The sequence below is a fragment of the Microbacterium dauci genome (assembly GCF_030065535.1).
Taxonomy (GTDB): domain Bacteria; phylum Actinomycetota; class Actinomycetes; order Actinomycetales; family Microbacteriaceae; genus Microbacterium; species Microbacterium dauci.
Genome location: NZ_JASJND010000004.1, coordinates 317196 through 341083, shown reverse-complemented (window position 1 = coordinate 341083; position 23888 = coordinate 317196). Strand labels below are relative to the sequence as shown.

Annotated in this window: 26 protein-coding genes; 11 read left to right on the top strand and 15 right to left on the bottom strand. The window is 68.7% G+C overall.

The features are described from left to right. The first annotated feature begins 7 nt into the window (after window positions 1–7). On the top strand, window positions 8–757 hold the full coding sequence (locus QNI14_RS06660) for an EI24 domain-containing protein (RefSeq protein WP_283715702.1): 750 nt from the start codon (window positions 8–10) through the stop codon (window positions 755–757). Here QNI14_RS06660 and QNI14_RS06655 read toward each other — a convergent pair. Continuing rightward, entirely contained in the window at window positions 730–1707 is a 978-nt protein-coding gene (locus QNI14_RS06655; protein WP_283715701.1) for an alpha/beta fold hydrolase, read from the bottom strand. The genes QNI14_RS06660 and QNI14_RS06655 overlap by 28 nt on opposite strands. 75 nt (window positions 1708–1782) lie before the next feature. Between QNI14_RS06655 and QNI14_RS06650 the strand changes: the two genes are divergently transcribed. The 9 genes from QNI14_RS06650 (at window position 1783) to QNI14_RS06610 (ending at window position 10070) form a co-directional block, all read left to right on the top strand. Continuing rightward, window positions 1783–2697, top strand: a complete 915-nt coding sequence (locus QNI14_RS06650) for a metal ABC transporter substrate-binding protein (RefSeq protein WP_283715700.1) — start codon at window positions 1783–1785, stop codon at window positions 2695–2697. Then, a complete protein-coding gene (locus tag QNI14_RS06645; protein WP_283715699.1) occupies window positions 2694–3416 on the top strand; it encodes a metal ABC transporter ATP-binding protein in 723 nt (240 codons plus the stop codon). Before QNI14_RS06650 ends, QNI14_RS06645 begins: the two co-directional genes overlap by 4 nt. Further along, window positions 3413–4270, top strand: coding sequence for a metal ABC transporter permease (locus QNI14_RS06640; RefSeq protein ID WP_283715698.1), 858 nt, complete (start codon window positions 3413–3415; stop codon window positions 4268–4270). The genes QNI14_RS06645 and QNI14_RS06640 overlap by 4 nt, the downstream gene beginning before the upstream one ends. Window positions 4271–4338: 68 nt before the next feature. Further along, entirely contained in the window at window positions 4339–5199 is an 861-nt protein-coding gene (locus QNI14_RS06635; RefSeq protein ID WP_283715697.1) for a serine hydrolase domain-containing protein, read from the top strand. 127 nt (window positions 5200–5326) lie between these two features. Next, complete coding sequence (locus QNI14_RS06630) at window positions 5327–6283, top strand: MetQ/NlpA family ABC transporter substrate-binding protein (RefSeq protein WP_283715696.1); 957 nt, start codon at window positions 5327–5329, stop codon at window positions 6281–6283. Window positions 6284–6317: 34 nt separating this feature from the next. After that, complete coding sequence (locus QNI14_RS06625) at window positions 6318–7319, top strand: methionine ABC transporter ATP-binding protein (RefSeq protein WP_283715695.1); 1002 nt, start codon at window positions 6318–6320, stop codon at window positions 7317–7319. Next, window positions 7313–8002: a methionine ABC transporter permease gene (locus tag QNI14_RS06620; RefSeq protein WP_283715693.1), complete on the top strand. Its 690-nt coding sequence runs from the start codon at window positions 7313–7315 to the stop codon at window positions 8000–8002. Before QNI14_RS06625 ends, QNI14_RS06620 begins: the two co-directional genes overlap by 7 nt. Further along, window positions 7999–8880: an FAD-dependent oxidoreductase gene (locus QNI14_RS06615; RefSeq protein WP_283715692.1), complete on the top strand. Its 882-nt coding sequence runs from the start codon at window positions 7999–8001 to the stop codon at window positions 8878–8880. The genes QNI14_RS06620 and QNI14_RS06615 overlap by 4 nt, the downstream gene beginning before the upstream one ends. Window positions 8881–8894: 14 nt before the next feature. After that, complete coding sequence (locus QNI14_RS06610; RefSeq protein WP_283715690.1) at window positions 8895–10070, top strand: aminotransferase-like domain-containing protein; 1176 nt, start codon at window positions 8895–8897, stop codon at window positions 10068–10070. A 152-nt stretch (window positions 10071–10222) separates the two neighbouring features. On the opposite strand, the gene QNI14_RS06605 is transcribed toward QNI14_RS06610, so the two are convergent. The 5 genes from QNI14_RS06605 to QNI14_RS06585 form a co-directional block, all read right to left on the bottom strand. After that, complete coding sequence (locus tag QNI14_RS06605; protein WP_283715689.1) at window positions 10223–10816, bottom strand: class I SAM-dependent methyltransferase; 594 nt, start codon at window positions 10814–10816, stop codon at window positions 10223–10225. A 35-nt stretch (window positions 10817–10851) separates the two neighbouring features. Then, complete coding sequence (locus tag QNI14_RS06600; protein WP_283715688.1) at window positions 10852–11298, bottom strand: MSMEG_6728 family protein; 447 nt, start codon at window positions 11296–11298, stop codon at window positions 10852–10854. A gap of 108 nt (window positions 11299–11406) precedes the next feature. Next, a complete protein-coding gene (locus QNI14_RS06595) occupies window positions 11407–12249 on the bottom strand; it encodes an SDR family oxidoreductase (RefSeq protein WP_283715687.1) in 843 nt (280 codons plus the stop codon). A gap of 128 nt (window positions 12250–12377) precedes the next feature. After that, entirely contained in the window at window positions 12378–12764 is a 387-nt protein-coding gene (locus QNI14_RS06590; RefSeq protein WP_283715686.1) for a DUF2256 and DUF3253 domain-containing protein, read from the bottom strand. Continuing rightward, the gene (locus tag QNI14_RS06585; RefSeq protein WP_283715684.1) at window positions 12761–13405 is read right to left on the bottom strand and encodes a hypothetical protein; all 645 of its coding nucleotides are present in this window, start codon (window positions 13403–13405) and stop codon (window positions 12761–12763) included. The genes QNI14_RS06590 and QNI14_RS06585 overlap by 4 nt, the downstream gene beginning before the upstream one ends. A gap of 25 nt (window positions 13406–13430) precedes the next feature. On the opposite strand from QNI14_RS06585, the gene QNI14_RS06580 reads away from it, so the two are divergent. Further along, window positions 13431–13820, top strand: coding sequence for a barstar family protein (locus QNI14_RS06580; RefSeq protein ID WP_283715683.1), 390 nt, complete (start codon window positions 13431–13433; stop codon window positions 13818–13820). Between the two features lie 193 nt (window positions 13821–14013). Here the strand turns inward: QNI14_RS06580 and QNI14_RS06575 are convergent, their stop codons facing one another. The 9 genes from QNI14_RS06575 to dnaB all read right to left on the bottom strand — a co-directional run bounded on the left by QNI14_RS06575 (window position 14014) and on the right by dnaB (window position 23602). Beyond that, window positions 14014–14541: a DUF305 domain-containing protein gene (locus QNI14_RS06575; protein WP_283715681.1), complete on the bottom strand. Its 528-nt coding sequence runs from the start codon at window positions 14539–14541 to the stop codon at window positions 14014–14016. Between the two features lie 121 nt (window positions 14542–14662). Then, window positions 14663–15544: a F510_1955 family glycosylhydrolase gene (locus QNI14_RS06570; RefSeq protein WP_283715680.1), complete on the bottom strand. Its 882-nt coding sequence runs from the start codon at window positions 15542–15544 to the stop codon at window positions 14663–14665. 73 nt (window positions 15545–15617) lie between these two features. Continuing rightward, window positions 15618–16229, bottom strand: a complete 612-nt coding sequence (locus tag QNI14_RS06565; RefSeq protein WP_283715679.1) for a DUF305 domain-containing protein — start codon at window positions 16227–16229, stop codon at window positions 15618–15620. Between the two features lie 98 nt (window positions 16230–16327). After that, entirely contained in the window at window positions 16328–16765 is a 438-nt protein-coding gene (locus tag QNI14_RS06560) for a DUF6153 family protein (protein WP_283715678.1), read from the bottom strand. Between the two features lie 35 nt (window positions 16766–16800). Further along, entirely contained in the window at window positions 16801–18984 is a 2184-nt protein-coding gene (locus QNI14_RS06555; RefSeq protein ID WP_430539245.1) for a heavy metal translocating P-type ATPase, read from the bottom strand. Between the two features lie 40 nt (window positions 18985–19024). After that, window positions 19025–21298, bottom strand: a complete 2274-nt coding sequence (locus tag QNI14_RS06550) for a heavy metal translocating P-type ATPase (RefSeq protein WP_283715677.1) — start codon at window positions 21296–21298, stop codon at window positions 19025–19027. Then, on the bottom strand, window positions 21295–21624 hold the full coding sequence (locus QNI14_RS06545; RefSeq protein WP_283715676.1) for a heavy-metal-associated domain-containing protein: 330 nt from the start codon (window positions 21622–21624) through the stop codon (window positions 21295–21297). The genes QNI14_RS06550 and QNI14_RS06545 overlap by 4 nt, the downstream gene beginning before the upstream one ends. A gap of 32 nt (window positions 21625–21656) precedes the next feature. Then, window positions 21657–21938: a metal-sensitive transcriptional regulator gene (locus tag QNI14_RS06540; RefSeq protein WP_283715674.1), complete on the bottom strand. Its 282-nt coding sequence runs from the start codon at window positions 21936–21938 to the stop codon at window positions 21657–21659. Window positions 21939–22231: 293 nt separating this feature from the next. Then, window positions 22232–23602: a replicative DNA helicase gene (gene dnaB, locus QNI14_RS06535; RefSeq protein WP_283715673.1), complete on the bottom strand. Its 1371-nt coding sequence runs from the start codon at window positions 23600–23602 to the stop codon at window positions 22232–22234. Window positions 23603–23888: the final 286 nt, after the last annotated feature.

Genomic DNA, 23888 nt, shown 5'->3' with positions numbered 1-23888 from the left:
TGACGGCATGCGGGAGTTCTTCGGCGGCGTCGGCACGCTCGTGCGCGGCTTCGGGTACTGGCGTCGCACGCCCGGCCCGATGGTCAGGGGGCTCATCCCGGCCGGCATCGTCGGGCTCGTCATGGTCGCCGCACTCGTGACGCTCGCCGCATTCCTCGGCACGATCACCGAGGCGGTCAGCCCCTTCGCCGACGACTGGGACGACCCGTGGCGTCAGGTCGTGCGCGTCGCGATCGGCACGGCGATCTTCGGCGGCGCGATCGTGCTCGCCGCGGTGTCGTTCACCGCGCTCACCCTGATCGTCGGCGAACCGTTCTACGACCGGGTGTGGCGGGCGGTCGAGGCCGACCTCGGCGGCGCACCCGCCGACAGCGACTACGGGTTCTGGCGGTCGGTGCGCGACGGCATCGGGCTCGTCGTCCGCGGCATCCTGGCGGCGATCGCCGCCGGTCTCGTCGGCCTCGTCCCGGTGGTCGGGGGCGCGCTCGGTGTCGTCACCGCGGTGTTCCTGACGGGCTGGCTCCTCGCCGACGAGCTCACGTCGCGTGCGCTTTCGGCGCGCGGCATCCCGAGCGGCGAACGGCGGCGGCTGGTGCGGGGGCAGCGCGCCCGCGCCCTCGGCTTCGGGGTCGCGACGCAGCTGTGCTTCATGGTGCCGCTGGGCGCTGTCGTGACGATGCCGGCCGCAGTGGCGGCATCCACCGTCCTCGCGCGACGACTGCTGGGCGATCAGCCCGCGGAGCGACCCGGGGAGTAGGCCCGCCACAGGATCCGCGCGTGCGCCAGCTTCGCACGGGCGACGCCCCGTTCGTCGCCGCGCAGCGCGCTGAACCACTCCGCGGCGCGCGTCATCGCGGCGTTCCACACCATCGCGACGTCCGAGTGCCGCGCCGGCGGGACGGACGCCTCCTCCGACGTGAGCTGCCCCCGCTGCGGCAGTTCGTCGCCGATGTGACGCAACACGAGGTCGGCGACACCGACCGCGTGGCCGTTGATGATCGAGTGTGAGGCGCCGAGGATCTCCCAGCGGCGGCTCCGGGACGCCGCGTCGACGAGTCGAGAGTGGAACCGACGCGGTGAGGTGGTGTCGAACTCGCCGCGGATGAGAAGGATGGATGCCTCGACGTCGGCGATCCGGTCGACGAGTCGATAACGAAGCAGGTGCGGGAGCACGGTGAGGAAGTAGACGACGCCGCAGAGCAGGTAGGCCGACAGCGCCATGAGCGCGACGTGCATCGACTCCTTCGTCGCAGACTGGCCGAACCGCAGCGCGACCTTCTGCGGCGCCGCCTCGCGGTCGTTGACGACGGGGCTCACGAGCACGCCGTGCGAGAGCTCCGTCCGGCGATGCAGCACTTCGGTGACGATCTGCGTCCCCATCGAGTGCCCGATGAGCACCGGGTTCTCGAGCGCGAACTTCTCGATCACGGCTTCGACGTGATCGGCGAAGTACGCCGCGGTGGGCTGATCGTCGGGCCGCGGCATCCCGGCGAACCCGGGAAGGTCGAGCGCGAACACCTGGCCGTGGCGCGCGAGGATCGGCGCGAGGAACTCGAAGTAGCTCGCCGCGACCCCGACACCGGCGACGAGGATGAACGACGGCGGCGATCCCTCGGCGATCGACTCGACGTGGGTGATGCGGGTGCGCGCGCCGTGCACCTCGACGTGATCGACGGTGACGTCGGTCGGTTCGTGCGCGCGGGCCATCGCTCCAGGATGCCAGTCGGATCGGCATCGCCAGGTCGAGTTGATTTCGGAGCACCGAAACCCTACGTTTTCGGTGTGCCGAAAAATCGTTGTCTCGCCCTGCCCGTCGCCGCGCTCCTCGCTGCGACGACGCTGGCCGGATGCACCGGCGAGACGGATGCCGCAGACGACCGGCCGCTCGTCCTGACGACGTTCACGGTGCTCGCCGACATCGCCCAGAACGTGGGCGGGGACCATGTCCGCATCGAGTCGATCACGAAGGTCGGCGCCGAGATCCACGGCTACGAACCCACCCCCCGCGACGTCGCCACCGCATCGGAGGCTGACCTCATCCTCGACAACGGGCTCGGTCTCGAGGCGTGGTTCGCGCAGTTCGTCGAGTCGGTCGATGCCCCGCACGTCGTCGTCTCGGACGGCGTCGAGCCCATCGACATCGCCGCCGACGCGTATGCCGGCAAGCCCAACCCGCACGCGTGGATGAGCCCGTCGAACGTGCAGGTCTACGCCGAGAACATCGCCGACGCCCTCGCGGATCTCGCGCCCGAGCACGCCGACGACTTCGCCGCCAACGCCGACGCGTACGCGGCCGAGCTGCAGACGATCCAGGACGACCTCGTCGCGGAGCTGGCGACGCTGCCCGAGCAGCAGCGTGCGCTCGTGACCTGCGAGGGCGCGTTCTCGTACCTCGCCCGTGACGCCGGCCTCACCGAGGCGTACATCTGGCCCGTCAACGCCGAGCAGCAGGCGACGCCGCAGCAGATCACTGCGGCGATCGAGTTCGTCGAGGCGAACGATGTCCCGGCGGTGTTCTGCGAATCCACCGTCTCTGACCGGCCGATGCAGCAGGTGGTGGATGCCACGGGCGCTGCCTTCGGCGGCACGCTCTACGTCGACTCGCTCTCCGAGGCCGACGGCCCGGTGCCCACCTACCTCGACCTCATCCGCCACGACGCCGACACGATCGTCGCGGGGCTGACGGGCACGTCATGAGCGCCGCGATCTCGGTCACCGACGTCACGGTCCGGTACGGCGAGGTGCACGCCCTCGACGACGTGACCCTGCAGGTACCCGCCGGCGCGGTCACCGGCCTCATCGGCATGAACGGGTCGGGCAAGTCGACGCTCTTCAAGTCGATCGCGGGACTCGTCAGGCCGCAGGCCGGCACGGTGCTGCTCGAGGGCGCGACGCCCGCGGCGGCGCGGCGGCGCGGACTGCTCGGGTACGTGCCGCAGAGTGAGGACGTCGACTGGGCGTTCCCGGTGTCGGTGCGCGACGTCGTCACGATGGGGCGGTACGGGCACCTCGGACCGCTCCGGCGAGCGCGACGCGAAGATCGAGCCGCCGTCGACGAGGCTCTCGAACGGGTCGACCTCACGGCCCTCGCCGACCGGCAGATCGGGCAGCTCTCGGGTGGGCAGCGCAAGCGCGCGTTCGTGGCCCGCGGCATCGCCCAGGACGCCGGCATCCTGCTCCTCGACGAACCGTTCGCCGGCGTCGACAAGGCATCCGAAGCGCTCATCGTCCGCCTGCTGCGCGACCTCGCCGCGGCCGGTCGCACCGTCCTCGTCTCGACGCACGACCTGCACGCGCTGCCGACGCTCGCCGATCGGGCGGTGCTGCTGCAGCAGCGGGTCGTGTTCGAGGGGCCGGTCGCCGAGGCGCTGAAGCCGGAGCAGCTCGCGAAGGCGTTCGGGTTGGACATCGCATGAACCCGCTCGACTTCCTCCTCGAACCCCTGCACTACGACTTCATGCTGCGGGCGCTCGGCACCACGGTCATCGCGGCCGTCGTGTGCGCGGTCCTCTCGTGCTGGCTCGTGCTGATCGGCTGGTCGCTCATGGGCGACGCGGTCTCGCACGCCGTACTCCCCGGGGTCGTGCTCGCCTACGTCGTCGGCGCCCCGTTCGCCCTCGGCGCCCTCGTATTCGGGCTGCTCGCGGTGGCGCTGATCGGGCTGATCCGCGGCACGAGTCGAGTAAAGGAGGATGCCGCGATCGGCATCGTCTTCACGACCCTGTTCGCGCTCGGGCTCGTCCTGATCTCGGTGACGCCAAGCCAGACCGACCTGAACCACATCATCTTCGGCAACATCCTCGGTGTCGGGGTCGCCGAGCTCGTCCAGATCGCCGTCATCGCGGTCATCGCGTTCGCGATCCTCATCGTGAAGCGGCGCGACCTCACGCTCTACGCCTTCGATCCGGTGCACGCGTTCGCGATCGGGCTCTCACCGCGACTGCTCGGTGGTCTGCTCCTCGGTGTCCTCGCCCTCACGACGGTCGTCGCGCTGCAGGTCGTCGGCGTCGTCCTCGTCGTCGCGATGCTGATCATCCCCGGCGCGACCGCCTACCTGCTGACCGACCGCTTCGGACGCATGCTCGTGATCGCGCCGGCACTTTCGGCTGCGGCATCCGTCGTCGGCATCCTGCTCAGCTACTGGCTCGACGCCGCCTCGGGCGGCCTCGTCGTGGTCGTGCAGGGCGTCGTGTTCGCGATCGTGTACCTCGTGAGCCCACGGCACGGTGTGCTGCTGCGGCTGATCCGGCGGACGCGCATCCGCGCGTGATGCGCAGGGGAAGAATGGACGCATGCCGTTCTTCGACCCGGATGCCTCAGCCGCACTGCAGGTGATCCATGGCTGAGCGCGCCGCCGAGATCCTCACGCGGTTCGTCGATGCAGTGGATGCCGCGGGCATCGCCGCCCACGGCGTGCACGTCCGGGCTGCGGGCGAGGTCGCCGAGCACCGCTGGACGCGCGACGTCCGTGAGGACGTGCAGTCCGTCGCGAAGGGCGTCTGCGCGCTCGCTGCGGCGATCGCCGTCGACGAGGGGCTGATCGAGCTCGACGCACCGGTGTCGCGGTACCTGCCCGACCTCACCCCGCCGGACTCGCCGCTTACGCTGCTACACCTGCTCACGCTCACGAGCGGCGTCGACTACCCGTGGTCGCCGACGATGTTCGAGGACTCGCCCGACGTCGCGGCGGAGTTCCTCTCCCGGCCCGCTCCAGAGCGCGCGTTCCAGTACTCCAACGCGAGCACGTACACCGCGATGCGCGCGCTCGCGACGGTGACGGGCGATCTCGTCGACTGGCTGACCCCGCGCCTGTTCGCCCCGCTCGGCATCGACGACGTCGAATGGGAACGGTGCCCGCTCGGCCACGTCCTCGCCGGCGGCGGACTGCGTCTGCGCACCGAGGAGCTCGCGCGCATCGCACTGCTCATCCGGGACCGAGGTCTTTGGGACGGGCACCGCCTGGTTTCGGCGGCGGGTGTCGACACGCTGCACACCGGCTGGGTGGCATCCGGAACCACCCCCGGCTACGAACGGTACGCGCTCGCGGGGTGGGACGGGCCCGGCGACGGCTGGCGCCTGCATGGCGCGTTCGGACAGGTCGTCGTCTTCTCGGGCGACGTCGTACTGACCGTGACCGCCGACGACTTCGAGGGCGGCTTCCAACTCCCCGACCTCGCGTTCGCCGCGATCGCGAGCTGACGCGCCGTTCGGGACTGTTGCTTCGGGTTACCGCGGAATGGAGTGGGCGGCGAGCGCGCTTTAGCGTCGGAGACAGGGCATCCCGCCCGCGCCCTTGCCCTGCACCGCCTGCCCGTTGGAGCACACCATGACCGAGCCGAGCTCGACCCAGTCCGAGATCACCGCGCACCTCGCCAAGCAGAAGTCGCGCCGCGGCTGGTTCATCGGCGGCGGCATCGTCGCCGTCGCGGCGATCGCCGCGGCGATCACGATCCCACTTGTCACGCAGAACTCCGGGACGCCCGCCGCCGGCGGCGCCGACGAGCCGATCAAGCTCACCCTCGCCGACACCGCGCAGAGCGACTTCCAGGACACGATCATCGAGGTCGCGAAGGACAAGGGCCTCGACCTCGAGTTCATCAACTTCGACGACCCGTACCTGCCGAACACCGCACTCGTCGAGGGCGACGTCGACGGCAACACCTTCCAGCACGTCGCGTGGCTGAGCCAGTTCAACAAGGAGAACGGCACCGACATCACGCCGGTGTTCTCGACGGTCGTCTCGGCCTGGGGCCTCTTCTCTGAAGACTTCGCCTCGGTCGACGAGCTTCCCGAGGGCGCCTCGATCGCCGTGCCCGATGACCCCGCGAACTTCTCGCGTGCGCTGTTCATCCTGCAGACCGCGGGGCTCATCGAGATCGACCCGGATGCCGGTGTGTTCCCGACCGAGGAGGACATCACCGCCAACCCGAACGGGATCGAGCTGACGCGCCTCGCACACGAGTCGGTGCAGACGGCGTACGGCGACCCGGCTGTCGATGCCCTCGTCATCGCGACCGACGACTTCGACCCCGCGCTCGGCATCACGAGCGAGGATGCCCTGCAGCTCGAAGACGCGACCGCCCCGACGTCGAGCCCGTACGTGATCATCGTCGCGACGACCGCCGACCGCGCCGACGAGCCCGCGTGGGACATCCTCGAGGAGACGTACCGCGACGAGCGCGTCGTGGCCGCCCTCGAAGAGGAGAAGCGCGGCGAGGCGACGATCGTCGAGCTGCCCGTCGAGGACCTGCGCGCCGCGCTGGAAGAGCTGACCAATCAGTGACACGACCTCGCCGGAGCGCATCCGTCTCTCCGGCGTGACCAAGGACTTCCCCGGCGCCCGCCGGGGAAGTCCTTCGGTGCGTGTCCTCGACGACGTCGACGTCTCGGTCGCCGCCGGCGAGATCTACGGACTGATCGGCCGATCCGGCGCCGGCAAGTCGACGCTCCTCCGCATGGTCAACGGGCTCGAGACGCCCACGTCCGGCTCGGTCGTCCTCGACGGCGTCGACGTCCACGCGCTCCCGCCGAAGGAGCTGCGGACCCTGCGCCACAGCATCGGGATGGTGTTCCAGCAGTTCAACCTCTGGAACTCCCGCACCGTCTTCGGCAACGTCGCAACCCCACTGAAGATCGCGGGCTGGAAGGACGAGGCGATCGCACCCCGCGTCGCCGAGCTCCTCGACTTCGTCGGTCTCGGCGGCAAGGCGTTCGCACACCCCCGGCAGTTGTCCGGTGGCCAGAAGCAGCGCGTCGGTATCGCCCGCGCCATCGCCGGCCGCCCGTCGGTGCTCCTCGCCGACGAGGCCACGAGCGCCCTCGACCCGCAGACGACGACCGAGATCGTCGACCTCCTCCGCTCGGTGAACCGCGAGTTCGGCATCACGATCGTCGTCGTCACCCACGAGATGGACGTCATCGCCGCCCTCGCCGACCGGGTCTCGATCCTCAGCGACGGCAGGGTCGTCGAGTCGGGCGACATCCACCAAATCCTTGCGACCCCGCGGCATCCGGTCACGGCCGGTCTCGTCGGCGCCTACACCGGCACCTCGCTCACCGACGGCGAGAAGTCGGCGCTCCGAGCGCAGTTCCCCGGTCGTCGCATCTCGGTCGTGGTGGATGCCGCCACCTCGGGCGGCCCCGTCCTCTCGCGGCTCGCGCGCCTGCACGGCGTCGACTTCGCGATCATCCAGGGCGGTGTCTCGCGCGTGAAGGACAAGCCCTACGGGCAGCTCAGCCTCGAGCTCCACGGCGATGACGCGGCGATCGACCGCTTCGTCGCGGAGCTCTCGCAGACGGCGACGGTGACGACATGGTGACTGTGGTTCCATCCGTGGCGCAGTTCATCGATCCGGCGACCGACGTCCCTCGGGTCGCGCGCGCGCTCGGCGAGACGCTGTTCATGGTGTCGGTGTCGTTCCTGTTGGCATCCGTCATCGGCCTCGTGCTCGGCATCTTCCTCTACGCGACCCGGCCGGGACAGATCCTGCACAGCCGCGTCGTGCACCTCGTGTTGAACATCGTGGTGAACACGCTGCGGCCGATCCCGTTCATCATTCTGCTCGTCGCCCTGACGCCGGTGACGCGGGCACTCATCGGCACGAGCATCGGCCCGGCCGCGGCGATCCTGCCGCTGACGATCGCGGCATCCGTCGGCATCGCCCGCGTCGCGGAGTCGAACCTCGTCGCGGTCGATCCCGGCGTCATCGAGGCGGCGAAGGCCGCCGGTGCGTCGCCGCTGCACATCCTGTTCGGCTTCGTCGTGCGCGAGGCGTTCGGACCGCTCGTGCTGTCGCTCACCTTCATCTCGGTGGCGCTCATCGACGCGACCGCGGTCGCGGGCGCCGTCGGCGGTGGTGGTCTCGGCAACCTGGCGCTGACGTACGGCTACCAGCGCTTCGACTGGGCCATCATGATCCTGATCATCCTGGTGCTGATCGGCCTCGTGCAGCTCGTGCAGTTCGTCGGCAACCGCATCGCCCGGAGGTTCATCGACCGATGACTCGTCCCCAGCACGTCGCCGTCATCGGGGCGGGTGTGATTGGCTCGTCGATCGCCGCCGCCCTCGAGGCATCCGGTGTCGAGGTAACGGTGATCGCCTCGGATGCCACCGGCACCGGCCCCGTCTCGCGGGCGAGCCTCGCATGGGTGAACGCCCGGGCGAAGACTCCGGAGTACTACCGGCAGTTCAACGCCGACGCCCGCGCCCGTTGGACCGAGCTCGCGCTGCCGTGGTTCCACGCGACCGGCGCCCGTGCCGACGGTGAGGACTTCGGGCCGGACGGCTGGGTCGACACCGCCGCCGCGATCGCCGCGAACCTCGCGTCCGTCAGCCATGTCCGCGTCGAGACGGTCACCGACACGTCGGCACTCCGCGAGGAGTTCGACGCCGTCGTGGTCGCGGCCGGCGCCGGCACGGCCGCGCTCGCACCAGGATCGCCGCGGCTGTCGACGACGACCGGCGCCGAGGGGTACCTCGTGCGGTTCGCGGCATCCGACGCGCCCTTCGACCGCATCGTCTCGATCAAAGGACTGCAGCTGCGACCCGACGGCGAGGGCCGCGTCGCGGCACAGAGCCTGACCATCGAGAACCGACTGCGCGAGGAGGGCGTCACCGCGACTGCCGAGAACGTGTGGCCCGCCCTGCGCGCCGAGATCCTCGCCGCCACCGGATGGGCACCGCCCGCCGACACCGCGGTGACGATCAACCGCGCGCACCGCACCCACCCCGTCGATGGGCTGCCGGTGATCGGCTGGGTCGGCGGTGTCTACGCCGTCGTCGCCCACAGCGGCGTGACCCTCGCACCGCTGCTCGCCGACCTCGCCGCCCGCGACCTGCTCGGTGACGAAGACCCGCGCCTCGCGCCGTTCCGCCCCTGATCTCTCGGAGTTCCATGACCGACTTCAGCACGCTCCTCGCCGGCCTCCCTCCCCGCCAGGGCTTCGGGGACGCCACCCTCATCCGGCTCGAGCCGGGGTCGATCGACCTCGGCGGCGGCAACCCCGACACCGCACTCCTCCCGGTGGACGTCTACCGCGACGCGTTCGATGCCGTGGTGACGGATGCCACCTTCCCTTCGCTCCTGCGCTACTCGCCCGCACCCGGTCTGCCTGCGCTGCGCGCCGCGATCGCCGAGCGTGAGGGCGTCGACGTCGACCGGATCCTCGTCACGAACGGTGGCGCGCACGGCCTCGCGCTCGCGGTGCTGTCGCTCCTCGACCCGGGCGACACGATCGTCGTCGACGATCCCGTGTACCCCCTGTTCCTCCGCGTGCTCGACCTCGTGCCGGGCGTGAAGGTCGTGCCGCTCGCGGCGGGGCCGGACGGCGTTGACCTCGAGGCGCTCGCGGGCGTGTTGGCCGGCGGCATCCGTCCGACCGCGCTGTTCACGGTGCCGACGTTCCAGAATCCGTCCGGCGGGACGCTCTCCGACGAGAAGGCCGCCGCGCTCGTCGCCCTCGCCGAGCAGCACGGATTCACGATCATCGCCGACGACCCGTACCGCGAGATCGCCTTCCCCGGCTTCACGACGCCGGCACATCGCGCGTTCCGCGACACCGATCGGGTGCTCGCGGTGAACTCGTTCTCGAAGACGCTCGGCCCCGGGCTGCGGCTCGGCTGGCTCGTCGTCCCCGCCGGCACGTCGGAGCGCATCACCCGGCTGCGGAACCGCCTCGACGGGCAGACGAGCGGCGTCCTGCAGGCCGTTGTCGAGCGGATGCTGCGCGATGACCGGCTCGCGCCGTCGATTGCCGCGGCCGGCGCGGGCTACGCCGCCAAGGCCGGCGCGCTGCTCTCAGCGCTGGACGAGGAGTTCGGCGACCGGGTCTCGGTCGCCGCTCCCGGCGGCGGCTTCTTCGTCTGGGCGCAGCTGCACGGCGACGTCGACACCGAGCGGCTCTTCGACGACGCCCAGACGCTCGGCGTCACCTACCAGCGCGGCGAATGGTTCGCCGCCGGCGGCGCCGACCACCGCGGCCGGGTGCGCCTGTCGTACTCCGAGCCCGATGAGGCCTCGCTCCGCGAAGGCGTCGCCCGCCTGGCTCGGGCATACCGCGCGCTCGCCTGACCCGCCCGCGCCGCCGAACAGCCGTCGGCCGCCGCGCCGCGGCATCCGCCGGCCCTGTGCACAACGTCTCCAATTCCTCGCGAGTCGCGCCGCTCAGCCCTCGAACGGCCATCTCCCCCTCGAGTTGGAGACGTTGTGCACGGCGCCCGTGCTCAACGCCGGGCGAGGACGAACCCCTGCGGGTGGGTCTCGGTTGACCGGGGCAGCCGCTCGGTCGCCTCGACGATCTGCAGCCCGGCCTCGACGGCGAGCGCACCGACGGCCGCTGCTGAGTGGAGATACGCCCGGAGGTCGACGTCGTGACCGTACGCGTGCGTGAGTTCGCGGACGCCCTCCCCCGCCTGGAATCCGAGCAGCAGGTGTCCCCCGGGCGCGAGCACGCGCGCGAGTTCCGCGATGACCTCGCCGAGCTCGGCGGGCGCGGTGTGGATCACCGAGTACCACGCGAGGATGCCGTCGACCACGGCATCCGGGAACGGCAGTGTGGCGAGCTCGCCGGTGATGAAGTCGAATCGCGGATGCCGCACCCGGGCATGCGCCAGCATCGCCGCCGACGCGTCGACCCCGAGGACCATCGCGTCCGGTCGCGCGCTGATGATGAGGTCGATCATCCGCCCGGTGCCGCACCCGGCGTCGAGGATGCGCGCATCGCGCGGCGTCGTCGCGAGGAAGCGCTCGATGAGCGCGAGGTCTTCGGGAGCCTCGTACGCCGCGTCGGGCAGCGCCGCGGCGTACGCGTCGGCCACCGTATCGTAGGCCCGGCGGGTGTGGTCGAGGTCGTTCACGCGGCACCCGGCCAGACGTACGGAAGGTCGTCCGGTTCGGTGAACCCCTGGGCGCGGTAGTGCTCGGCGTCCTTGCGGAGCAGGTTCGAGCGGTGGGACCGGTGGACGTCCTCGCGTCCGAACCACGGCGGAAGGTCGACCGTGCCCGACCGGTAGGCGTCGCCGTCGGATGCCACTTCGTCGAGCGTCGCGAGCGTGGAGGCGCGAGTCGTGTCGGCGAAGCCGCGGCGGACCCATTCGTCGACGAACGCGTCCTGATAGACCATCAGCGCCGGACGGTATCCGCGCCACATCGCCACCGCCGGGTGGTGCCGCCAGCCGTAGTCGGGGATCGTCAGCGCCCGCATCACCTGCAACGTCTCGACGCGCTGCTTGCCGAGCCGCTTGTCGTCAAGCACGGCGGCGCTGCGGGCGAAGTCGGCGTAGGGCACGAACGTCTGCATGCTCCGAGTCAACGCGATCGGCGGCGGTGGCGGCATCCCCTTGACGGGCTCATCGCGCGTGCAGCGATGTCGCACGCTCCCGGTGTCGGACGAGTCAGAGGTCGCCGGTCACAGCAGCGGCTTCCCTCCCGTGACGGGGATGACGGCTCCGGTGATGTAGCTGGAATCCTCCGAAGCGAGCAGCACGTACGTCGGTGCGAGCTCCGCAGGCTGCCCGACGCGGCCGAGCGGCACGTCGGAGCCGAACCCGTCGACCTTCTCGGGCGGCATGGTGGACGGGATGAGCGGCGTCCAGATCGGGCCCGGCGCAACGGCATTCACGCGGATGCCGCGTTTACCGAGCATCTGGGCGAGCGATGCGGTCAAGCTCGCCATCGCCGCCTTCGTGGCGGCGTAGGGCATGAGTCCGGGCGAGGGCTGGTCGGCCTGGATCGACGACGTCGCGATGATCGATGCACCTCGCTGAAGGTGCGGCACGGCCGCCTTGACGAGATGGAAGTAGGCGTCGACGTTGGTCGCCCAGGTGAAGTCCCACTCGTCGTCGGAAATCTCCTCGAGCGAGTCGCGGGTCATCTGATACGCCGCATTGCTCACCAGGATGTCGAGGCGCCCGAGTTCTGCGAGCGTCTGCGCCACCACATCACGGCAGTGCTGGGGATCGGAGAGGTCTCCTGGGAGGAGGAGCGCCCGGCGACCGGCATCCTCGACGAGCCGCTTCGCGTCGGCCGCATCCTCGTGCTCGTCGAGATAACTGATTGCGACGTCGGCGCCTTCACGCGCGTAGGCGAGCGCGACCGCTTTGCCGATGCCGCTGTCGCCGCCGGTGATGAGTGCGACCTTTCCGTCGAGCCTGCCGTGGCCGCGGTAGGTGTCCTCGCCGTAGTCCGGCCGCGGCTCCATGATGCGGTCGGTACCGGGAACGTCCTGCTGTTGCGCCGGGGGATGTGCCATCGGTCGTCCTCTCTGTCGGATGCCGCGCGACCGATCGCCGCGCTGCGGCCCAGTCTTCGGACGTCGGCCCCACACCGCGCGGGGGTTGCGTCATCCGACGGACGCCTCTACGGGGCGCGGCGTGCCGGTCAGCGCACGCGCCGGATGCGGATCGGCCCCTTCGCGGTCGACGGGTCCACGACGGCGCCGCGCTGGGTGATCTCCACCTCGCCGGCGTCGACGAGTCGCCGCGCGGCGCGGCGCGCGGGTTCCATGAGGTCGCGCCAGTCGTCTTCACCGCCGACGGCTCGGGCGGCCTCCGAGGGGCAGATCGTCGCACCGGCCGCGCGGTCGGCGAGCAGCTCGAGAATGCTCCGCGTCAGCTGTTCATCGGCGGGACGGATGCCGCGCCGGCGGCATCCGTCCGAGCAGTATCGAACCTCGTCCCAGTTGCGCTCCCACTTCGCGCGCCACTCGAAGCGGCGCCCGCACGAGGCGCACACCTTCGACGGGCGTTCCTCGCGGCGGTTCGTCACAGGTCGCACTCCGCGTTGGTCCCGGATGCGTACCAGACCGGCGTCTCGGGCGCCGCGCGGATGTCTCGGGTCACACCGAGAACATTGACCCGTACGTAGATCGGCTCGGCGCTGAATCGAGTGCACTGCGCGACGTTCTCGGTCTTGGCTGCGTCGTAGTCGACGATCGCGGTGAAGCCGAGCCGCTCGGTCGGAAGGACGTGCAGGCCCTCGATCGCGAACTCGGCTGCCGACTCGTTGTCGGGCAGCCGGGTTTGCCCGTTCGGGTTGACCATGACCGCGGTCAGCGGCCACGCCATGTCGTCGGCGAGCATCGGCAGCCCTGCCACCTCGATCGCGGCATCCACCCACCCGTCGTTGACGACAGCGAAGCGGATGCTGCATCGCATCCCGTCCTCGAGCACGATGAGCGGCTGCTGGACGTCATCCTGGAACGGATCGTCCGTGATGCCGGGGTACAGGCCGACCTCCGCGCCGTCGCACTGGACCGGTGCCGCATCGACAGCAATGCGGACTGCGCTGAGACTTCCGTGCGCCACGACCTGCCAGGCGGCGAGCGCGACCACGGCCGCCCCCAGCAGCGCGAGCATTGTGATGCGGACGCGCCGACCCTTCGGCGTTCCCCCATCGACCGTTGTCATGGCCTGATCATGACATCATCGCGGCATGGCCACGTACGTCATCGAGGGATCAAGGGTCACCGACATCGCATCCTTCTATTCGGAGCTCGACCGGCTCGTGATGGCGGACGAGGACTGGACGCTCGGTGCAAGCCTCGACGCGCTCGATGACCTGCTCTACGGGGGTATCGGTGCGCTCGTCGGCGACCACGCGGTGGTCTTCGAGTGGGCCGACTCCGAGCAGAGCCGCGATGCGCTCGGGGTCGAGGCGACCGCCGCATGGCTTCGGGGGAAGCTGGATCGACCCGACATGTTCTCAATCGCACTGCTCCGCGCACAGCTCGCCGACCTCGAGGCCGGGCTCGGCAAGACCTACTTCGAGCTGATCCTCGATGTCTTCGCCGACCACCCCGCGGTCACGCTCGTTCTTCGGTAGCCGGCTGTAGGAACCGCTCAGAAGTGTCCGCGACTGTGCCAGTTCCGGGAGTACGACGGACGAAAAATGTCCCCGCCCGCCCCTGCCATATACCAGCCAATATGTCCAAGAGGGTTTGGCGGCAAGCCGCTGGCTACATGGGTTGCCCCTTCGCGTCTGGCGACTAGCGAAGCCGACGACATCAAACTCTCCCTTACTCAGTTGGACAGGTGCGGTCCGCCGTATCGTCGTAATTGGGCACGGGGCGGTTTGCGGCTTGTTCGGCTGTGGTGGCGATCCCGTTTTCTGCGATGTCGTTGATGAGCCAGTCCATCTCACGGATTTCGCGCTTTTGAGCTTCGCTGATGTCGACCGCGAGTTGGCAGACGCGGAAGTCCTGGATCTGGGCACGTTCGGAGCGTGTAATGGCGAGCGAGTGGTGCGGGATCATTCCCTGCATGAAGGCGGTGTCGTCGACCGTGATCTGGCTGCGGTCGAGCGCGATCCCTCCGCCGATGAGGACCACACCGGCGACGATGATCGCGATGTTCGCTTTGGTGTTCTTGTACATGTTGAGCATCCAGCCGAGCATGATCAGGACCATCGTGCCGCCCATGGTGAGGGCCATGAAGATGCGGCTTTCGCTGAGGCGGATGTGGCTCCATTCCCAGGAGCCGGCGAACATCACGAAGTACATGATGACGACGGCGGTGAGGATCATCGCGCCGAAGCGGATGTACATGCTGACGGACCCGTTCTTCTGCTGCTTCTTCTGGTGAGTGGCGGAGTGCTCGTCTTGAGTGGACATCGGTTCTCTCTCCTTGTTTCGTGGGGTGACGAGGGATCGTAGGTGGGGTGGGTTGTTAGCGCGAGGGGGGTGACGGGAGCAGCGTGAGGCCGCTGTCGTCGATCACGAGCAGATCGCCGGCGTTGGTGATGGCGATCGCTTGGGCTTGGCCATGCACGGTCCCGGCTTCGCTCCAGGATGTTGCTTCGGCGGTTGTCGTCCAGATCTTTCCGCCGCTGCCTACTCCAACGATTCGTTGATGATTGGGCGAGACGCCCAGCAGCGCGATGAGCGGCGTATCCGACCATCGGCGGAACGATGCTGCACCGTCGGTGCTGATCTGTAACCCGTCGGGTGTGGATGCGATGATTCGGCCGGTGGCGTCTGCGACCAGGTTGAAGGCAAACGCCGACCCGCCCGTGGGCCTCCAGGTGTCTCCTTCGTCGGTGCTCGCCAAGACCTCTGCGGAGTCGGTGTGAATCCCGTACAAGGTGCCGTCCGGGGCTGTTGCGAGGACGTGAAAGTCCTTCTCCCCGGTGAACGCGACCGGTGTCCAGCTGCGAGCCGAATCGGTGCTACGGATAATGCCCAAGTGTGGGCTGCCCAGCTCCGCGGGGGTGGTGTTGCCGGGATGTCCCGAAGCCAGCAGGGTGTCGCCGAGGACGGTTAGACCCATGGCGTCGAAGCGAGGTCCGTCCACTTGTGGGCCGAGTTCTCCGTCTTCGGTTGCGGTGTAGATGCCGTCGTGCGTACCGATCAGGAACCCGGACCCGGACGGGTCCGCGACGACATTATGGACGTGTTCGATCCGGAACGCGGCATGGTCGTCGCCAGTGGAAGGCGGCTCACTGGCGCAACCGGCGATGAGGGCGAGGGCGGCTACCGCGGCCGCAGCGAGGATGCTGCGTCGTACATGGCAGGGCCGCGGGGGCGATGTAAGAGTGCGATGAAGAAGCATGTGGCGTCGCTTACTGAGCCAGTTGATGAGTGGGTCGGTGCGCTGTGGTCGCACCGATCCACTCGCAACGGAGTCAGAGGCTCCCGAGCAGCTCCTGCATCGTCGCGATTTCCGCGGTCTGCGTGTCGATGATGGTCTGCGCCATCGCGATCGCGTCCGGGTTCTGCCCGTTGTCGACTTCGTCCTGCGCCATCTCGATGGCACCTTCGTGGTGCATCGTCATCTGTTCGAGGAACAGTCGCGACGCCTCCGCGCCGGTAGCCGCTTCCAGCGCCGCCATGTCGTCGTCGCTCATCATGCCGCCGCCGTGGTCCATACCGTCCATGGAGCCGGTGTCGCTGTCGGCACCCCACTCGTCAAGCCATGACTGCAGCTGGTCGATCTCGGGCTGCTGGGCGGCCTTGATGTCGGACGCCAGGGTGAGGACACCCGGGTCGATGCCTTCCTTGCCCAGGATCATGTCCGACATCTCGACCGCTTGCGCGTGGTGCGGGATCATCATCTGCGCGAACATCACATCCGCGTCGTTGAAGTCTGCTGTGGTCGCGGACGAGGAGGACGGGGCGGAGCTGTTGCCGTGGTCCATGCCGGGCATGGACTCTGAGCCGGAGCCGCCGGCGCAGCCCGCGAGGGTCAGCGCAGCGGCGAGGGTGAGTGCGGCGGTTGCCGCGGTACGAATCTTCATCAGTGTTCTCCAATACAGGGGTACGTGAAAGCAGCGCCGGTCAGGGTGACGGGCGTGCGGGTGCGAGCGCTGGGGACGAAGGTCTGGCCCCGGACGCATCACGTACGGCTGATGCAGAGAACGGTGAGTGAAGGTGGAGGCAGCGCAGGCCTGGCAGTTAGTGCCGCAATCACCGATGGTTTCGGTCGCGGGAGGATCGACAACCATCGCCTGACCGCCCCGGGCCGTATCAGCAACAGCACGGTCGCAAGAAGTGCCAGGACGCACGCCATCGCGAGCATGTCGGAGTGCCCGCTGCCGCAGTCCGCGCACGGCTCGTCGGTTGCGGTGGCGCCGGAATGGTGGTCACCGGCGCCTGCCGCTGCTGCCGTGGTGACGGTGGCCTGGTGGCCGGTGTCGGTGGCGGTGTGGGCGTTGAGGGAGTGCATGGCCAGCAGGCCCACGATGACCGCGCCGGTCACCGCAATGAGCAGCAGCAGCGTGCGGGCCACAGCCCGGCCGGTGCGAAGCCGGTCCGTCAGTGCGATCAGCGACATGTCACCTCCCTCCCTTCCACGCTACGTCAGACCGGTCAGCGGCGGATAACCGCGTCGGGGCTGAGATCCAGCCGGCGCAGCAGCTGAGCGTTGAGGGCAACGACGATCGTCGACAGCGACATGAGGATCGCGCCGACCGACATCGGTAGCACGAACCCGATCGGGGCGAGGATGCCGGCGGCCAGGGGCACCGAGATCAGGTTGTACCCGGCAGCCCACCACAGGTTCTGCTTCATCTTCCGGTAGCTGGCGCGGGACAGCTCGATGACCGACAGCACCGAGCGGGGGTCGTCGCTGGCCAGGATCACCCCGGCCGATGCGATCGCGACATCCGTGCCGGCGCCGATGGCGATACCGACATCCGCCTGCGCGAGAGCGGGCGCGTCATTCACACCGTCACCGACCATCGCGACCTTCCGGCCCTCATCTTGCAGCTGCTTCACCTTGGACGCCTTGTCCTCCGGTCGCACACCGGCGAAGAACCGGTCGATGCCCAGTTCAGCGGCCACGGATGCGGCGACGGCTTCGGCGTCACCGGTGATCATCACGACCTGTACGTCGCGGGCGTGCAGCGCGTCGATCGCCTGTCGGGACTCGGGTCGGATTTCATCGGCCAGCCGGAGCGCACCGGCGACCTTCCCGTCGACGAGAACGTGCAGGATGATCGCACCTTCCTCACGCCAGGTGTCCGCGATCGACAGCTCACGGCCGCCGGTCTGCTCGAGCAGGTACGGGCCGCCCACCTGCACGACCTGACCGTCAACGGTCGCGCGTACCCCGACCGCGGGTGAGGACTCGAAGTCCGTCGACCGCGGCACGGACAGGTTCTTCTCCCGCGCGGCGGTGACGATGGCACGGGCGAGCGGATGCTCGGAATCAGACTCCGCGGCGGCCGCGAGAGCCATCAGCCGGTCTGCGTCGATCGCGTCGACCGATTCGACAGCGGTGACGGCGGGGGCACCCTTGGTGAGAGTGCCGGTCTTGTCGAACAGCACCGTGTTCACGGTGCGCATGCTCTCCAACGCCAGACGGTCCTTGATCAACACCCCGCCCCGGGCAGCGCGCTCGGTGGCGATGGACACCACCAGCGGGATCGCCAGGCCCAGGGCGTGCGGGCAGGCAATCACCAGCACCGTGATCGTGCGGATTACCGCGTCATCGGGCAGACCGACGGTGGTCCACACGACGGCGGTGATGGCCGCGGCGATCAGCGCGAACCAGAACAGCCAGCCGGCGGCACGGTCGGCGAGGCGCTGCGCTTTCGAGGACGAGTTCTGCGCCTCGGTGACCAGTCGTTGGATGCCGGCGAGGGCGGTGTCCTCGCCGACCGCGCTGATCTCGACTCGGATGCCGGAGTCGGTGGCGACGGTCCCGGCCACGACCGCGTCCCCGTCGCCGCGGCGCACGGGCTTGGATTCACCGGTGATCATCGACTCGTCCATGCTCGCCGAACCCTGCACCACCCGACCGTCAGCGGGAACCCGTCCGCCGGGGCGGACCACGACGACGTCACCGACCTGCAGGTCAGCGGGCGCCACGGTGACAGTGGTGTCCCCGTCTACCTTCTCCGCCTCGTCGGGCAGGAGCGCGGCGAGGGAGTCCAGTGCCGAGGTGGTCTGCGCGAGCGACCGCATTTCGATCCAGTGACCGAGGAGCATGATCACGATCAGCAGCGCCAGCTCCCACCAGAAGTCCAGCTCGTGATCCAGCAGCCCGAGGCTCGCCCCCCATGACGCGATGAACGCGACGGTGATCGCCAGCCCGATCAGCAGCATCATGCCGGGCTTACGGGCACGCAGCTCGCTGACCGCGCCGGTCAGGAACGGGGCACCACCCCACACGTACATGACGGTGCCCAGGACCGGGGAAATCCAGCCCACCCACGCCGCGTCGGGCAGCGGGTATCCGAGCAGCATCGAAAACATGCCCGAGAACGCCACCACCGGGACCGCGAGAATCAGGTTGATCCAAAACAGTCGACGGAACCGCGCGACATGGTCCGCACCGTGCCCGGCATGCCCACCATGAGCACCGTGCTGCATCCCCCCGTGCCCATCACTCTGCCCCTCATGAGGGCTGTTCTGCGTGGTGTGGTGCGCGTGCGGGTCGTCGACGGTGTCGGGCTCGGCGACGGTCTCGCGCAGCCCCTGCGCAGTGTCATCACCGCCGGCGCCGGTAGCCGTGGGGTGGTGGTGTGCGTGGTGGTCGTGCTGGCTCATGATGAGCGTCCTTCCACTGTTCGCATCCAGCAGATGCAGGTCAGACCCGGGCGGAAACGCGGGCCGGTTCAGGGGTAGCGGTCGTCGAGCTCGCCGGGATGGGGCGGAACCCGCGCAGGCGCAGACTGTTCGTGACGACGAACACCGAGGACAACGCCATCGCGGCTGCGGCGACAAGCGGGTTCAGCAGCCCGGCCATCGCGACCGGGATCGCGGCGACGTTGTACGCGAACGCCCAGAACAGGTTGCCCTTGATGGTGCCCAGGGTGCGGCGTGCCAGCCGGATCGCGTCGGCAACGACCAGCAGGTCACCCGAGACGACGGTGATGTCGCTGGCAGCGATCGCGGCATCCGTTCCTCCGCCCATCGCCAGACCGAGATCAGCGGCAGCGAGAGCGGCGGCGTCGTTGACCCCGTCACCGACCATCACCACAACACGCCCGTCGCTCTGTAGCTGGCGGACCACGTCGAGCTTCCCAGCAGGGGTCACCCCGGCGTGCACCTGGTCGATGCCGACCTGACGAGCGATCTCCCGGGCGGCGCCATCGTTGTCGCCGGTGAGCAGCACCGGTGTCATCCCCAACGCCCGGAACCGGGCGACCGCCTCGGCGCTGGTGGCCTTGACCGTGTCGGCGACCGCGACGATACCCAGGTGGGTGCCGTCACGACCGATGGCGACGACGGTCGCTCCCCCGGTTTGCAGCGCATCGGCGTCGTGCTGCAGCCGTGTCGTGGGATGAATGCCCCACTGCTCCTGCAGCCAGGACGGCCGGCCCGCGACGACGAGAGAGCCCGCGACCATCCCTTGCACACCGAAGCCCGCGTGAGAGTTGAACGTCTCCGCCGGTGCGACCGTGACGCTTTCGGCGACGATCGCGCGGGCGACAGGATGCTCCGACCCGGACTCCACCGCCGCGGCCGCAGCCAGCAACTCCTCCCGGGTGACACCGGGAGAGGGATGGACGGCGGTGACGGCCATGATGCCGGTGGTGACGGTGCCGGTCTTGTCCAGCACGATGGTGTCGACCTTGCGGGTCTGTTCCAGCACCTGCGGGCCCCGGATAAGGATCCCCAGCTGTGAACCGCGGCCGGTGCCCACCAACAGCGCGGTGGGCGTGGCGAGCCCGAGTGCGCACGGGCACGCGATGATGAGCGTTGCGACCGCGGCGGTGAACGCCAATTCCATGGACCCGCCGATGAGCAGCCAGCCGACGAACGCGGCGATGGCGAGCAGAATCACGATGGGCACGAAAATCCCGGACACCCGGTCGGCAAGACGCTGCACCCGGGCTTTGCCGGTCTGCGCCTCCTCCATCAGCCGCCGCATCCGGGCCAGTTCGGTGTCCGCGCCCACGCGGGAGATCTCCACCGTAAGCCGGCCACCGACGTTGACCGTCGCACCCACCACACGGGAACCCACACCAACCTCGACCGGGGCAGATTCGCCAGTGAGCATGCTCGCGTCGATCGCCGAAGACCCGTCGATGACGAGCCCATCGGAGGGGATCTTCTCCCCCGGCCGGACCAGAACGGCATCCCCCACGATCAGCTGGCTGACCGGGACGCGCTGTTCCACCCCGTCGACGAGCTTGACAGCGTCTTTCGCCCCCAGCTCAAGCAGAGCGCGCAGCGCTTCCGAAGACGACTTGCGGGCGCGGGCCTCGGCGTACCGACCGGCGAGGATGAACACCGTCACCAACGCGGCGACCTCGAGGTAGACCTCATGCCCGCCCGCCCGCGGAGTGCCGATGAGCGTGAACGTCATCGTCATCCCCGCCATGCCGGCGCCGCCGAAGAACAGCGCGTACAGGGACCAGCCGAACGCGGCGATCACCCCGACGCTGATGAGCGTGTCCATGGTCGCGGCACCATGGCGGGCGTTGACGGCAGCAGCACGGTGGAACGGCCACGCGCCCCACACCGCCACCGGGGCGGTGAGAGTGAGCGACAGCCACTGCCAGTACTCGAACTGCAGCACCGGAACCATCGACAGCACCGCAACCGGCACCGACAGAGCCGTGCTGATCAGCAGACGCTGCCGCAGCGAAACCAGGTCGCGGTCCACCGGCGTACCGGGTTCATCCGCGGCCTCGGCGACCGGCGGTGCCGGGAGCGCAGCCTGGTAACCGGCGGATTCGACCGCGGCGATCAGTGTGGCCGAGTCGACGTCCTCGCCGCGCACGCGGGCTTTCTCGGTGGCGTAGTTGACAGTCGCTTCCACACCGGGCAGCTTGTTGAGCTTCCGCTCGATCCGCATCGCACACGACGCGCAGGTCATCCCGGTGATGTCGAGCTCGACATCGACCGCACTCATGACGGGCTGCTGGCCAGCGCGTAACCAGCCTCCTCCACCGCCGCCTCCACGGCAGCGGGAGCGATTGGCGTCGAGCTGCGGATCGTCACCCGAGACGCGCCGCCCGCGTTCAGGTCAACCGACACACCCTCCACCCCGTCGATCGCCGACAGCTCCTCGGTGACGCTCGACACGCAGTGCGAGCAGGTCATCCCCGTCACCAGCACATCGGACGTCACAGCCGCCGTGACCGCATCCGCGGTCTCTGGAGCTGATGTGGTCGCGCAGCAGGCACATCCAGCGCCGGCGTCCTTCAGGCCCAGGTCGTTGCGGTTCTCGGTGTTCATCATGGTCTCCTCGTAGTGAATGGGCAGGTGGGTCAGGAACGGACCAGACGGGCGATCGCGTCGTTGGCTTCGCGGATCTTCTCTTCCGCAACCGCACCACCCTCGGCGCTGGCTTCGGCAACGCAGTGTGAGAGATGGTCGCCCAGCAGCGACAGCGCGACAGACTCGAGAGCCTTCGTGGCCGCGGAGACCTGCGTGAGGATGTCGATGCAGTACTTGTCCTCCTCGACCATTCGTGCAATCCCACGGACCTGACCCTCCGCGCGACGCAGCCGCTTCAGCAGATCGTCCTTGCTCGCCGTGTAACCGTTCATGGCAGGTACCATACCCCCCTACCGTATGTAAGACAAGCGACTCGAGTAACGGGCTCGCCCAGAACCTTCAGTGACTGGGGACGGGGGTCGCCGGGACCAATGCGGTGAGGCGACAGCAGGCAGCACGGCACGAATTGGTCAGTTGCCCTTGGCGCTGCTAGCCGCAATCAATCTCCGCGGAGGACGTGGATGCGCGACTGACGAAAAGTTGCTCATCGCCGAAATGTCCAAACGGACACACGGTGGACATTTCATCTGCGAAACGGACAACTTCAAGAAAGACCTACACCGGCTCAGTCCATCCCCACGGCCATGTCGGTGAACCGGGAGAAGTGGCCCTGGAAGGCGACGACGACCGTGTCGGTCGGGCCGTTACGGTGCTTGGCGACGATCAGGTCGGCCTCGCCGGCGCGCGGGCTGTCCTTTTCGTAGGCCGCCTCGCGGTGGAGCAGGATCACCATGTCGGCATCCTGCTCGATCGAGCCCGATTCACGCAGATCGCTGATCGCGGGCTTCTTGTCAGCACGCTGCTCGGGACCACGGTTCAGCTGCGAGAGCGCGATGACCGGCACCTGCAGCTCCTTGGCGAGCAGCTTCAGCGCACGCGAGAACTCCGAGACCTCCTGCTGACGCGACTCGACGCGCTTGCCGCTGGTCATGAGCTGCAGGTAGTCGATCACGACCATCTCGAGCCCGACGCGCTGCTTCAGCTTGCGGCACTTCGCCCGGATCTCGACGAGCGTCATGTTCGGGCTGTCGTCGATATAGAGAGGTGCGTCGTTGATCCGGCCGCGGGTCGACGCGATCGTCGTCCAGTCGCGACTGTCGAGCATGCCCTTGCGCATGCTCTGCAGCGGCACGGCACCCTCGGCGCTCATGAGGCGCATCGCGATCTCGCTGCGACCCATTTCGAGTGAGAAGAAGACCGTCGGTCGGTTGTGCTTGATCGCGGCCGCGCGGGCGAAGTCGAGCGCGAGCGTCGACTTACCCATCGCGGGTCGCGCCGCGACGACGATCATCTGTCCGCCGTGCAGCCCGTTCGTGAGCTGGTCGAGACCCTGGAACCCGGTCGGGATGCCGGTCATCTGCCCGTCGCGCCCGCGGGCAGCCTCAATCTCTTCGACCGCGGCATCCACCGCCACCTGCAGCGGGACGTAATCCTCGGCCTGCTCGGCGCCCGTGACCGAGTAGATCTCGGCCTGCGCGTTGTTGACGAGGTCGAGCGCTTCGCCCTGCCCGTTGTACCCCATCTGCACGATGCGGGTGCCGGCCTCGACGAGCCGTCGCAGCAGCGCGCGCTCGTGGACGATCGATGCGTAGTAGGCAGCGTTCGCTGCCGTTGGCACGATCGATGTGAGCGAGTGCAGATAGTCGGCGCCACCGGAACGCTGCAGGTCGCCCGTCTTGATCAGCTCGTCGGTGACCGCGACGACGTCGGTCGGTTCGCCGTGCGAGTAGAGGCTGAGGATGGCCTCGAAGATCAGCTCGTGCTTCGGTACGTAGAAGTCGGTGCCGCGAATCGACTCGATGACGTCGGCCACGGCGTCGGGCGACAGCAGCATGCCACCGAGCGCGCTCTGCTCGGCGAGCATGTCGTGCGGGGGCGTCCGCTCTGCTCCGCGGGGTCCACCGATGCGGTCCTCAGGTATATCCGCAATCGACATGAAGCCCCCCTTTACAGGCCTCCCGAACGGCCCCAGGTCACGTTAGGAGCGCCCCCCGACACACGCAAACCACCCTGTGGATAACTGTGTGGACAATCTGCGGGAAACGCCGCACACCCTGTGAACAGCGGGTGTGGAAAACGTCGCCGAATACGGCGGATGCATTCGGCAAAAACTTGGCTGATCTGGGTTTGTGTTTCGCACAGCCTGTGGACGACGGATGTGGTTCAACCAATCCTTGAAGGTTCGAGGCGCGATGTGGACATGTGCAAAAGGGTGTGGATGT

Coding starts and splice junctions, on each gene's coding strand:
- QNI14_RS06610 (WP_283715690.1), top strand. CDS start 8,895: ATGACCGACTTCAGCACGCTCCTCGCCGGCCTCCCTCCCCGCCAGGGC.
- dnaB (WP_283715673.1), bottom strand. CDS start 23,602: ATGTCGATTGCGGATATACCTGAGGACCGCATCGGTGGACCCCGCGGA.
- QNI14_RS06600 (WP_283715688.1), bottom strand. CDS start 11,298: ATGCAGACGTTCGTGCCCTACGCCGACTTCGCCCGCAGCGCCGCCGTG.
- QNI14_RS06575 (WP_283715681.1), bottom strand. CDS start 14,541: ATGTACATCCGCTTCGGCGCGATGATCCTCACCGCCGTCGTCATCATG.
- QNI14_RS06635 (WP_283715697.1), top strand. CDS start 4,339: ATGGCTGAGCGCGCCGCCGAGATCCTCACGCGGTTCGTCGATGCAGTG.
- QNI14_RS06560 (WP_283715678.1), bottom strand. CDS start 16,765: ATGTCGCTGATCGCACTGACGGACCGGCTTCGCACCGGCCGGGCTGTG.
- QNI14_RS06585 (WP_283715684.1), bottom strand. CDS start 13,405: ATGACAACGGTCGATGGGGGAACGCCGAAGGGTCGGCGCGTCCGCATC.
- QNI14_RS06550 (WP_283715677.1), bottom strand. CDS start 21,298: ATGAGTGCGGTCGATGTCGAGCTCGACATCACCGGGATGACCTGCGCG.
- QNI14_RS06645 (WP_283715699.1), top strand. CDS start 2,694: ATGAGCGCCGCGATCTCGGTCACCGACGTCACGGTCCGGTACGGCGAG.
- QNI14_RS06660 (WP_283715702.1), top strand. CDS start 8: ATGCGGGAGTTCTTCGGCGGCGTCGGCACGCTCGTGCGCGGCTTCGGG.
- QNI14_RS06555 (WP_430539245.1), bottom strand. CDS start 18,984: ATGAGCCAGCACGACCACCACGCACACCACCACCCCACGGCTACCGGC.
- QNI14_RS06540 (WP_283715674.1), bottom strand. CDS start 21,938: ATGAACGGTTACACGGCGAGCAAGGACGATCTGCTGAAGCGGCTGCGT.
- QNI14_RS06620 (WP_283715693.1), top strand. CDS start 7,313: ATGGTGACTGTGGTTCCATCCGTGGCGCAGTTCATCGATCCGGCGACC.
- QNI14_RS06630 (WP_283715696.1), top strand. CDS start 5,327: ATGACCGAGCCGAGCTCGACCCAGTCCGAGATCACCGCGCACCTCGCC.
- QNI14_RS06545 (WP_283715676.1), bottom strand. CDS start 21,624: ATGAACACCGAGAACCGCAACGACCTGGGCCTGAAGGACGCCGGCGCT.
- QNI14_RS06655 (WP_283715701.1), bottom strand. CDS start 1,707: ATGGCCCGCGCGCACGAACCGACCGACGTCACCGTCGATCACGTCGAG.
- QNI14_RS06565 (WP_283715679.1), bottom strand. CDS start 16,229: ATGAAGATTCGTACCGCGGCAACCGCCGCACTCACCCTCGCCGCTGCG.
- QNI14_RS06570 (WP_283715680.1), bottom strand. CDS start 15,544: ATGCTTCTTCATCGCACTCTTACATCGCCCCCGCGGCCCTGCCATGTA.
- QNI14_RS06595 (WP_283715687.1), bottom strand. CDS start 12,249: ATGGCACATCCCCCGGCGCAACAGCAGGACGTTCCCGGTACCGACCGC.
- QNI14_RS06640 (WP_283715698.1), top strand. CDS start 3,413: ATGAACCCGCTCGACTTCCTCCTCGAACCCCTGCACTACGACTTCATG.
- QNI14_RS06615 (WP_283715692.1), top strand. CDS start 7,999: ATGACTCGTCCCCAGCACGTCGCCGTCATCGGGGCGGGTGTGATTGGC.
- QNI14_RS06580 (WP_283715683.1), top strand. CDS start 13,431: ATGGCCACGTACGTCATCGAGGGATCAAGGGTCACCGACATCGCATCC.